General features: G+C 39.8%; 8 protein-coding genes. 7 read left to right on the top strand and 1 reads right to left on the bottom strand.

The annotated features are described in order from the left end of the window. From GXZ17_RS06850 to GXZ17_RS06820, 7 genes are all read left to right on the top strand, one after another. Nucleotides 1–930 (top strand): DUF6880 family protein (locus GXZ17_RS06850; protein WP_409376548.1); only part of this gene is annotated, 930 nt, incomplete at its 5' end. A 557-nt stretch (nt 931–1487) separates the two neighbouring features. After that, nucleotides 1488–2414 (top strand): DUF2330 domain-containing protein, encoded by a 927-nt coding sequence (locus GXZ17_RS06845; protein WP_409376547.1) that lies wholly within the window; start codon nt 1488–1490, stop codon nt 2412–2414. Nucleotides 2415–2425: 11 nt separating this feature from the next. Continuing rightward, nucleotides 2426–3292: a ribonuclease H-like domain-containing protein gene (locus GXZ17_RS06840; RefSeq protein ID WP_409376546.1), complete on the top strand. Its 867-nt coding sequence runs from the start codon at nt 2426–2428 to the stop codon at nt 3290–3292. Beyond that, entirely contained in the window at nt 3289–5523 is a 2235-nt protein-coding gene (gene glgB / locus GXZ17_RS06835; RefSeq protein WP_409376545.1) for a 1,4-alpha-glucan branching protein GlgB, read from the top strand. The genes GXZ17_RS06840 and glgB overlap by 4 nt, the downstream gene beginning before the upstream one ends. A gap of 32 nt (nt 5524–5555) precedes the next feature. Further along, nucleotides 5556–7220, top strand: coding sequence for an NFACT family protein (locus tag GXZ17_RS06830; RefSeq protein ID WP_409376544.1), 1665 nt, complete (start codon nt 5556–5558; stop codon nt 7218–7220). 497 nt (nt 7221–7717) lie between these two features. Next, complete coding sequence (locus tag GXZ17_RS06825; RefSeq protein ID WP_409376543.1) at nt 7718–9133, top strand: MATE family efflux transporter; 1416 nt, start codon at nt 7718–7720, stop codon at nt 9131–9133. A 49-nt stretch (nt 9134–9182) separates the two neighbouring features. Beyond that, nucleotides 9183–10628: an MFS transporter gene (locus tag GXZ17_RS06820; RefSeq protein WP_409376542.1), complete on the top strand. Its 1446-nt coding sequence runs from the start codon at nt 9183–9185 to the stop codon at nt 10626–10628. A gap of 199 nt (nt 10629–10827) precedes the next feature. Here GXZ17_RS06820 and GXZ17_RS06815 read toward each other — a convergent pair. Continuing rightward, a partial coding sequence (locus tag GXZ17_RS06815; protein WP_409376541.1) for a M24 family metallopeptidase occupies nt 10828–11955 on the bottom strand: 1128 nt, incomplete at its 5' end.

Below are 11955 nucleotides of genomic sequence, written 5' to 3'. Positions count from 1 at the left end.
CTCTATGAGGAAGATGAATACGGGGTCCGGGAAGAATTGGTAGACCATGCTTTCCAATTTTTACCCGAGGAAACCTTGCGCTCTCTGGCTCAACGGTTCTGGGAAAATGCCGAAAATATTGATAAGACTGTTAAAGATAACCAATACGATGCTCGACATTCTCTCTTTGCAGTAGAATCTTTAGCTCGTCAGCTACATGACGCTCCTCTTTTTGAAAGAGCTGCATTAGCTACCTGGCCTGATCTTTCTTCTAAAACTTGTTTAGATATTGCTGAAGTTTATTTAGAAGCGCAAGAGCCAGAAAAAGCGCTCGACTGGATAAAGAAAGTTCCACCAGAAATGGCCTTAGAAGACTATAAGCGAGATAAATTATTGTTAGATATTTATCGAAAAACCAATAACCAGGAAAAATTAGCAGAAGTAGCCCAGAGAATTTTTCGCCAGCACAAAGACGTCGATAACCTAGAAGAACTTTTATCTATTATCGGTGAGGACCAACGAGAAAAAGTGATAGCTGAAACCAGCCAGGAAATTATGGCTAACCCTTCTTCTTTCTATTATGATATTTCTTTCCTGCTTGATACTAATCAAGTTGACCTGGCTCAAAAATATGTACTAGAAAATGAGGACACTTTAAATGGCGACCAATACGGTCTAATGCTAACTTTGGCCCAGCGGTTTGAAAAAGAAAATCGATTCCTTGTCTCCACTATTATCTATCGAGAACTTTTAGAGTCTATTCTGCGTCGAGCCCAATCCAAATATTATAAATACGGGGTGCGGTATTTGAAAAAACTGGAGAAGTTAGCCCCTCAAGTCTCTGACTGGCAGGGAGTTCTTCCTCATGAGCTGTACTTTAAAAAAATAGCCGAGACTCATGCTCGAAAGAAAAGTTTCTGGGATAAATACGAGCGAGAAGGGCAAAAATAAAAGTTCTAAGCCAGCTCGAAACACTGATAAAAATTTGTGAAAAGAATATTGCTGCCTTCACCAGCTTAAAATAATCAATTCACTTACAAAGAGTCTGAAACTAACAGGAATTACAGGCAACGATTGCAAGTGGAGCAAAAAGGCCTCTCCCTGGTGGGAAACAGAAAATAGCCGAGCAGTTTACTCAGGAAACAACAAAGAAAAACGAGATGGGTAGTTGGTGTATCTGGCCCCCTAAAGATTGTGAAAGAACCCGGGTTGGGAATATAAAAGACTGCCGGAAACTGGTGGTAAACCGGATGAGTAATACAAAGAAATGCTAAATTAACCAGGAAAATAATCTAACTCCGAGCGCCTTCTCTGCGGGAAGCAGTATTTTCCGATCTTTCTATCCACTTTAGAAAAGCTTTCGAATAACTAACCTGTCACACAAGATTTTTGAAAAGAACCTTATGACAACGTTTAGTACATAATATTGCTGTAATATAGTTAGCTATTGGAAAATATGTTAAATTATCTTACAATATAATAGGTAACGGAACAGAAAGGAGCAAACAATGAAAGAAGCCCTGACAACAATACTCATCTCCTTTCTTGCAATTTTAACCACTCCTCTTTATGCCGACATGGGAGCCATAGTTCCAGCAGGGGAAGTGAAGGTTGAAGAGGTAGCCCAAAAAGCCATTATTGCTCACGACGGTTTTGAAGAAATTATTATTCTCTCTACCGACCTCATTGCTTCTCAAAATACTCCTGTTTTACGCCTTATTCCTTTTCCCTCCCTCCCTGAAATAATAGAAGTAGACAACGAGATATGGAAGAGACTTTCTCATATCTGTGAAAAACATAATTTGCAATATCTAACATTTTATAAGGGGGGAGAAAAAGAAGAAGCAATAAAAGTGGAATATCAGGTTACTCAAGGAGCTCATAAAATTACGGTGGTAAAAGTAAATGATAGCGAAGAATTTTTGGAATGGGTCAGAAGTTTCTTGCTTCAGAATAACCTTCCCTCTCGCTTTCAGGAGGAAAAATTACAAAACCTAGTCGATGATTACTTAAAAAGAGGAATAAATTATTTTGTCCTGGATATTGTGGATTTTCAAGAAAACAGGGAGAGGGTTGAACCTGTGGGTTATATTTTCCTCTCCCGAAATTTCTACTATCCGGTAAAGATTTCCGGTCTTTTTGAGAACAGTGGAGAAGTAGAGCTTTTCATTCTCTCCGATCGGGGAGAAATACTGGAAAGCTTAATTGATTTTTGGCCAGGATGGAGCGGAGGAGGAATATCTTCCACTACTGTACTGGAAGAAAAGGATTTAGAATTTTTGCATCCTGAAATCCATCACCTCTTGGGTAAAAGAGGAATACTATGCGCTTTTCGACATCCTCGTTTTCAGGAATTACAGGAAGACATAATTTTTGAAATGCCCGTTAAAGAAATAAAACCACAGAAATCTTTCCATTTTACTAAAAAGAATTGAGGGAATAAAAGATGCTTTTACAAACTTTTTGTCACATTCCCGGTGTCGGGGAAAAAATAGAAAGGAGAATCTGGGAAGAGGGCATCACTACCTGGGAAGAAGCCTTAGGTTATCCCGCTCTGGAAAAGATTGTCCCTTCTAAGTTTTCCCGTTCAGCGCGCTCTTTCCTTTATCGCTCCCTTCAAAAATTGGAAGGAGGAGAAGCTCGCTTTTTTAAGGAACATTTAGATACTCATGACCACTGGAGGTTGTTCCCTCACTTTCAAAATGATACCGTATTTTTAGATATTGAAACCACTGGATTAAACCCTCCTCAGGACTATGTCACTGCCATAACTATTTTTGATGGAAAAAGAATAAAAACTTTTATTCAGGGAATCAATCTACCGGAATTCAAGGAAGAGATTATGAAATACAAAGTCATTGTAACTTTCAATGGCAAATGTTTTGATATTCCGTTTCTGGAGCAGCATTTAGGGATAAAATTTCCCCACGTACATTTAGATCTCCGCTTTATTTTACGAAGCCTGGGCTTTCGAGGAGGACTAAAAGCTTGTGAAAAAGCCATAGGCATCGATAGAGGAGACTTGCGAGGAGTAAATGGTTATACGGCAGTGCTACTATGGCAAAAATACCGGGAGGGGTGTCCTGAGGCACTGGAAACACTTTTAGCCTATAACGTTGCAGACACGGTCAACCTGGAAAAATTGATGGTTTTTGCCTACAATGAAAAACTAAGAAATTACCCTTTTCCTCAGCTTTCTCTTTCTCTTCCTCCTAAAAAAATAATCACCCCCTATCAGGTTCACCCGGAAATACTGAAAGAAATAAATCACGAATACTGGCGTACCGTTTCCCAAAAGGAGGTAAAAGTATGAGTAATTCACCCGTTACTATAAGTAAAGAAAAAATGGAGTCTATAATCAATGCCGATTGTCATGACCCTTTTTCTATACTGGGAATGCATCCTTTAGAAGAAGAAAAGGGAGTTTGTGTAAGAGTTTTTATTCCCACAGCTAAAAAAATAAAAGTAATAGACCGATATAACAGCCAGAATAGCTGGCTTATGAATAAAGTAGAAGAAAGAGGGTTTTTTGAGCTGACTCTTCCTGGGAAAGATTTTTTTGCCTACTTTTTAGAAATAGAGGAAGAAGAAGGAATAAGAGTTACCGCTGATCCCTACTCTTTCCTTCCTTTTTTTTCTGAATTCGACCTCCATCTTTTTAACGAGGGCACTTATCACTTTGCCTATGAACGGTTAGGTGCTCACCTGATAGAGGTAGGAGGCATAAAAGGAGTCTATTTTAGCGTTTGGGCTCCTAATGCCCGCCGGGTAAGCGTAGTGGGAGATTTCAACAGGTGGGATGGACGTATTCATCAAATGAGAGTATTGGGAAGCTCAGGAATATGGGAGATATTCGTCCCTCAAGCAGAAGAAGGAGCAAAATATAAGTTTGAAATCAAAACCCAGGAAGGTAATCTCCTTCTTAAAGCTGACCCCTATGCTTTCTTCTCTGAATTACGCCCCGCTACTGCTTCTATAGTGTACAATCTTTCTCCTTTTCCCTGGAAAGATGAAGAGTGGATGGAAAAAAGAAAATCTCAAAACCTTCTTTCCTCTTCCTGGAGTATTTATGAAGTTCATTTAGGCTCCTGGAAAAGAGGGAAAGATAATTCTTTTTTAAACTATAGAGATCTAGCTCACCAACTGGTAGCCTATGTCAAAGAGATGGGATTCACTCATATAGAGCTTCTTCCCATCGCCGAACACCCTTTTGACGCCTCCTGGGGTTATCAGGTAACCGGATATTTTGCTCCCACCAGTCGCTTTGGCACTCCAGAAGATTTTCAATATTTTGTAGATTATTGTCACCAGGAAGGAATAGGAGTAATATTAGACTGGGTCATTGCCCATTTTCCTAAAGACGCCCATGGCTTAGGAAGATTTGATGGTACCGCACTGTACGAACATTTAGACCCCCGACGGGGAGAACACCCCCATTGGGGAAGTTATATTTTCAACTATGGAAGAAACGAAGTAAGAACTTTTTTAATCTCCAACGCTTTTTACTGGTTCAAAGAATATCATATTGATGCATTGCGAGTTGATGCAGTAGCCTCTATGCTTTATCTCGATTATGGTAGAAATGAAGGAGATTGGATACCTAATCCTTACGGAGGAAAGGAGAACTTAGAAGCTATTAGTTTCCTCCATTATTTGCATGAAAATATCTATCACTATTTTCCTGGAATCGCCACCATCGCTGAAGAATCTACTGCCTGGCCTGGAGTAACACTACCCCCATATCTCGGGGGATTAGGATTTCTTTTCAAATGGAATATGGGATGGATGAACGATTTCCTCACTTATATTAGTAAAGACCCTGTTTATCGAAAACACCATCATCAAAATCTTACCTTCCCCTTACTCTATGCTTTTTCTGAGAATTTTATTTTACCCATTTCTCATGACGAAGTAGTGCATGGAAAGAGAAATCTAATCGATAAAATGCCAGGAGATTGGTGGCAGAAGTTTGCCAACGTGCGCCTGAGTTTTGCTACCATGTTTGGTTACCCGGGAAAGAAGCTCCTTTTCATGGGTACAGAGTTCGGACAATGGAGAGAATGGAATCATGATGAAGAGCTGGATTGGTTTTTACTGGGCTACGAAACTCATCGTCAACTTCAAAGATTAATAAAAGACCTAAACCATCTCTATACAACTGAAAAATCTCTCTTTGAATTGGACTATTCCTGGCAGGGATTTGAATGGATTGATTGCAATGATGCCGACAACTCTGTAATCTCTTTCATGCGCAAAAGTAAAAATCCGGGGGATTTTTTAGTTTTTGTTTCTAATTTTACTCCTGTTCCTCGTTTTAATTATCGCATAGGAGTACCCCGGGAGGGATTCTATCAAGAAATCCTGAATACCGACTCGGAAATTTATGGAGGTAGCAATCTGGGAAACTGGGGAGGAGTGTGGACGGAAAGTATTCCTGCGCACGGCCGATCTTTTTCTTTAAATCTTACTCTTCCACCTCTCGGTTCTCTCATTTTCAAGTGGAGAGGAGCACCCGGAATCCTGAATAGAGAAGACAAACTATAAGTAAACTATAATTCACTTTTTTGGTGGAACTGATGAAGATTTTGGAAGGTCTGGCATTACACTTTTTAACAGAAGAAATAGAAAAGGAAGCTAAAGGAGCACGAATTCAGAGAGTTTTTACTACTCCCAGAAGAGAAACCTGGCTGGAGATTTATTCTCCTGGGGATAGAGAGAAGTCCCTGGTCATTTCTCTCCATCCCCAGGAGAATTTTATTTTTACCACTTCCGGGAAAGAAGTACAGAAAGAAAAACCTAATAACTGGCAGCAGCTTTTGAATAAATATTTGGTAGGGGGAAAAATCATTTCTCTTACCCAAGTAGGTTGGGACAGGGTATTAAAAATAGAAATTAAAAATCCCCAACTCTTTGAAGAGGGAAATCTTTATTTGTTCGTAGAACTAACGGGAAGAAACACTAATGCTATTTTGACTGATCAGAGTAAACCCCCGCACATCCTGGGAGTGCACCGTCGGGTTGGTAAAGACCAGAACCGTTTCCGGACTCTTCTTCCCGGGGAGAAATATTCTCTGCCTCCCCAGAAAAATAAAATTGACCCCTTCTTTTTCCTTCAGGAAAAAGAAAAAGATTTGCTTTTTTCCAGTTCTCCTGAGGATTTACAACGTGAGCTTGTTCAACAAATAGATGGCATTGGCCCTTTCTTAAGCCAAATAATAGCGGAAAAGGTGGGAGGAGGCAAGAGTCCCCGGGAGGCAATGAAAGAAACTATTTCTCCCCTTCGAGAGAGTAATTATCAAATAAGAGTGTTTTTTTCTTCTTCCGGAGAACCTCAGGGAATATTCTGGGACTCGGTTACCCCTTATTCCTCTCTTTCTTATCAAGAGTTTCCTTCCTTCAATCAGGCAGTGGAGTGTTTCCATTTTTCCTGGTGGGAAAGGCAAGAAGAGTTTATTCAGCAAAAAATAAAAGAGAAAAGATTGAAAGAAGAACTGGATTTCTTAGAAAAGGAAAGAGAAAAGATTGAAAGTTTGATAAAAAACGAGGAAGAATTAGAAGAGTTAAAGATAAAAGGGGAGCTCCTGAAAATTCTTCCTGGCTTGGAAGTAATAAGCAAAACCGAAGAAGGAATAACGGTTAAAAACGTCTTTTCTTCTCCTCCTCAAGATATTTTTATTCCTCTTAATCCTCGACTTTCCATAAACCAGAATATGCAAAATTATTTTCGACTTTATCGTAAAGGCCGAGAAAAAAACCTCAAGCTAAGAGAAAGACTAAAAGAATTAGAAAAAAAGGAAAAAAAAGTAGAGAAAATTTTTGAAGAAGAACTTCTGCCTGAAAAAGAGGGAAACAAAGCTTTTCTTTCTTCTCCAGAAAAAGCTTTAAGATTTAAAACTTCACAAGGCAATGAAATATGGGTGGGGAAAAATGCAAAGAGCAACCATTTTTTGGTCACCAAAATTGCTTCTCCCCAGGACTACTGGCTTCATGTAAGAGACTTGCCTGGTTCCCACGTGATTTTAAAAATAAAAAACAAGGAAAATGAGGAGGAAGAGATACAAAAAGCAGCCCGGGTAGCCGCTTATTTCTCTTCTGTTCGAGGAGAATCCAGAGCAGAAGTCATTGTAACTCAGGTAAAATATGTTCGCACTCTTCCCTCTCAGATAGGAAAAGTAACTTACCGACGAGAAAAAACTCTTCTCGTTAAACCCCAGCTACCCGGAGATGTTACTCCCTGGTAAATCATTATCCTGCAAGACAATTTCGTAATGGACGATTGCGTTTTCTAAATAAAGCTCTCGCTACTATCCCTTTCTCCACATTTCTAACGGTTCACTACAAAAACCACAACAACACTGAAGAGAAACATCTTTCCCGGTAGTTTCTATAGTTTTTAGAGACTCTATGCCAACATGTGTGGAAACATCTGTCCTTGGCATGAATCCCGGTGAAATCTTTCTCCAGTAAACCTCTAACCTTTGCATTCCCTCAACCCCCAACATTTCTCTTTAGCACCTTAATCTTGGTATTACAACCCTCTTTATAACTTTGATATATTCCATTATTGAAACAATTTAAATCAAGCTCTCATTTTTTTCTCTTTCTCTGAGAACTTTAATGCCTACCGGGGGGATACCATCTTCCTTCCGTGTTCCAAAGAAAGTTCAATTTGGCCTTGACAAATTGACTGCATTCTCTTTATATAAATAAGAATCAATATAATATATCTTAAAGGAAGATGAAGTTGGAAGAAAAAGTAGTAGAAAATGAAGAGGATTTTTTAGAAGGAGAAGATTTTAATACTATCCTGCCAGAAATCTTGGACAAAAAACATATCCGCTCCAAGGCTTTTTCTCTGTCTCTACCTGCTCTGCTAAACATGTTTCTTATCAGTTTTGTAGGTATGGTAGATATGATTATGGTTGGAAGACTAGGACCCGCCGCCATCTCAGCTATAGGAATGGTAAACCAGCCCGTTCTTCTTATTATCTCTGTCTTTATGGCTCTTACGGTTGGGACTACTGCATTAGTGGCCCGTTTTATAGGAGCAAAAGATATAGATAGCGCAAAAGATGTGGCAAGGCAGAGTATTGTGGTGAGTATATTTTTCGGCATAGTGTTGCTACCTCTTTTATATATATTTGCTCCTCAAATAGAAAGAGCTATGGGAGCGGATCCTGAGGTGTTGGTTTTAGGTGTCGCCTATATGAGAATGATAGCATTAGGAACACCCTTTAATGTCTTAGCAATGGCGCTGGGAGCTATACTTAGAGGTTCTGGTGACATGAAAACTCCCCTTATAGCTGATATTGTTGCCAATTTATCGAATATATTAGGAAACTATATCTTAATATTTGGTAAACTTGGAGCCCCGGCCCTGGGAGTTGCAGGTGCAGGCATAGCTACCTCCATCGCAAGATTTGTCGCTTCAGCCATCCTGTTTTATGTACTCTATAGAGAAAAAACAGTGCTTAAGCTTTCCTTAAAAGAGAGCTATCGCCCGAATTTTAGCACTTTGAAAAGAATATTTAATATAGGCATACCTTCTGCCCTGGAACAATTCGTATTAAGAGCAGGGCAGCTAACATTTGTAAGAATAGTAGCAGAATTGGGAACCATAGCCTTTGCCACTCATCAGATAGCTATGAATATCCAATCTTTATCATTTATGCCCGGACAAGCTTTCTCTATGGCAGCTACCACTCTTGTAGGACAGCTTTTAGGAGCTGATAAGCCAGATATCGCAGAAGAAAGTGCTCGTCAAACAAGATTATTGGGAATGATAGTCTCTGGTATAAGCGCATTTACAATATTTTTCTTTGGAAAATATATAACAATGCTTTATACTAATGATAGCGCTATCATTGAACAAAGTCGTATATGCTTGAGAATTATAGCCCTTATTCAACCTGCCCAGTCAACTCAATTTATACTGGCTGGCGCCCTAAGAGGAGCAGGTGATACCCGTTTCCCTCTCTATTCCACTATCATAGGCATCTGGGGAATGAGAGTGGCAATGGCATACCTTTTCGTAATGACATTTGGTTGGGGACTTACAGGTGCGTGGTTAGCTATAGCTTTGGATCAGATAGTAAGAGCTATGGTAATTTATTCCCGGTTTAAGTCTGGAAAATGGAAATATTTTAGGATATAGTAGAATGTAAATTATCCTACCTGGCTGATACCGAAGCCCAAAAAAATAGATGGAAGAAGAGCTTACCAAATCGCATCATGCTAACCGTTATCGAATCTTAACGGCAGTAATGTTAGGTGGCATCATGGGACCTATCGATGCCAGTGTGATTAACGTTAACTACCACATTATAGGAAATCATTTTGGTGTTGCCCTCACTGAAGCTCAATGGGTGGTTATGGTCTACCTCTTGACTGTTAGCAGTTTACTCCTGTTCTATGGTCGCTTGGGCGATATTTTAGGATATAAAAAAATATATTTAATTGGTCTTTCTGGTTTTACTATTACTTCTCTCCTATGCAGCCTCTCCTATTTTTTACCCTCTATTTCCTGGTTAATTCTTTTTCGCGCTATTCAGGGAACTACAGCTGGAATGATGATGTCTGTACCTTATGCTATAATTGTTTCCTCTTTTCCTCCCCAGGAGCGAGGTCGAGCTCTGGGAATTAACGCTATCAGTGTATCCACTGGATTAGCCATTGGGCCATCCTTAGGCGGCTTCATCACTCACCTTGCCGGTTGGCCTTATATTTTCCTGATAAACGTACCTATCGGCATTATTGGCCTGTGGTGGGGAAATAAAGTTATTCCAGAATTAAAAGGGAAACCAGGAAAAATAGATGTGGGAGGAGCAATAACCAATTGCCTGTTTCTTTTTTCCTTTCTCTTTTTTTTAAATCGCTTTCCAGCTCAAGGAATAAATTCTACTACTCTTTTTACCGCTGTAGTTGCGCTTGTGGCATTCTTCAGTTTTTTGATAATAGAAAAAAGGGCTGATTCGCCTCTGATAAATTTACAATTATTCCATAACCTGTCTTTTTCCTTAGCCAATCTATGTGCTCTATTAAATTTCATGTCTCAGTATATCTTAGTAACCCTCACTCCCTCTTATCTTAATCGAGTGTTACAATATGAGCAAAGTGAAGTAGGGCTTCTCCTAACTATTTTCCCCCTCACTACTTTAGTGGTAGCCCCTTTTGCTGGTTCACTTTCTGACCGTATTAACCCTCGCTTTCTTGCTTTCCTGGGTGCTACTTTCTGCACTCTAAGCTTGTTTTCTTTAAGCCAGTTACCCATCTATGTTGGTACAGCAGACATCGCCTGGAGGTTAGCTCTCTTTGGCTTAGGCACTGGAATTTTTCAGTCCCCCAATATGAACATTGCCATGGGAAGCGTACCCCGAGAACATCTAGGTGTAGCCTCAAGTATTCTGGCCACAGTGCGTAACGTAGGAATGGTTCTGGGAACTGCCACAGGAGGTGGAATTATCAGTGCTTCAGTTCCCTCCTCCATCCTTCAAGGGTTAGAAAAGCTGTTAGACAAAGAGGCTTCAATTTTTATGCAGGGACTAAAAAATGCTTACCTCTGGGGAGCAATTTTAACCGGAATAGCAGCGCTCGTTTCTCTGTTTATTCCCCACTATAACTCAGGTGCATCTTATCAATCCCATAATTAGGAAGGTCTACAAAGTACTTAGCTAGTTTCCCTTCCAATTATCCTAAGAGAAAATGATAGCTTCAGAAAAGAAGAAAATAGGTGTATTTATAAGGCCATATAAAGCCGGCCTGCCTACACCACGAGTTTTTTGAGCTATTACCACAAAAGAATTAATTAATAGATAAGCTAACAAAATTCTCTGAAGAGAAAAATCTAAACTATATTCGAGAATTAAGAATTTTTTGCTCCATAAAAGGAGAAAGAGGTACCGCTCCGTTTTCAGTGATTAAATACCCACTCTCTAAGCGAATCCCATTCACCTCTGGTACAGAGAATACACTTACATCAATGCAAACTGTCATTCCTGGCTGCAGTACATCATTGCTATTTGGGCCAAAAAAAGGTGCTTCTGCTTCCATAAGACCGATGGTATGGACAAATGGGCACACCAGATATTTAGCATATCCTTTTTTCACCAGAAATTCCCTGGTCTTGGAATCGATGTCTCGTCCTTTTGCTCCTGGCACTAAATTTGATTTTGTGATACGATAAGCCTCCACCATATCATTAAAACAGGTCCTTTGAGCTTCGTTTATTTTGTTACCCACTACATAAGTATAACCTGCTACTCCCGCATATCCGTTAAATCGAGGACTAATTCCTACCATCAATGTCTCGCCATTCTGAAGAGACTTTTCGCTCGAAGCAGTAGGTACTACCCCATTACTTCTAATTCCACTGGCTACAATGGTTTTAAAAGCAAACCAGTTAGCCCCCAAAGAACGAGCTCTTCCTTCTCCAGCTCCTGCTATTTCGGTTTCAAAAACACCTTCTCTCACCAATTCTTCCATTATCTTTATGGATTCATCAGCAATGGCAAAAGCTTGTTTAATTTGTTCTATTTCCCAGGGGGATTTTAATTTTCGAAAATTTTCATACTCTGGAGTAAGGTCTACTAATTCTACCCCCTCTAACTCCGCTAGCAATCGCCGGTATACCCCCAACGGTATCTTCTCCAGACCAACTATTCCAATTCGCCGATCATTCTTATTCATTTCTATTTCTTCAAAAACTTCAGCAAAAGAAGAGATGTAAGCATTAGGATATTCCTCCTCTGGTACCATAAAAACTGGAATATTCTTGGTCTTTTTGATAGCTGAATCAATTTGAGCAAAAGGTTCAGATTCTGGTCCTCCTAATATCATCGGCTCGCCTTGCACGGGAACCAGAACGGCTCCGCTTTCAAACTGGGGACACCACCCTGAAAGGTACCAACCGTTGGCAATGTTTAACTCATCATAATAAATTAGCCCGCAAGAAAGATTTTTCAGGGTAAGAAGTTCCCT

The sequence above is a fragment of the Candidatus Sordicultor fermentans genome (genome assembly GCF_012728195.1).
Taxonomy (GTDB): Bacteria; Atribacterota; Atribacteria; order Atribacterales; family Caldatribacteriaceae; genus Sordicultor; species Sordicultor fermentans.
The sequence above is the reverse complement of the archived record's forward strand: the minus strand, read 5'-3'. Positions and strand labels throughout refer to the sequence as shown.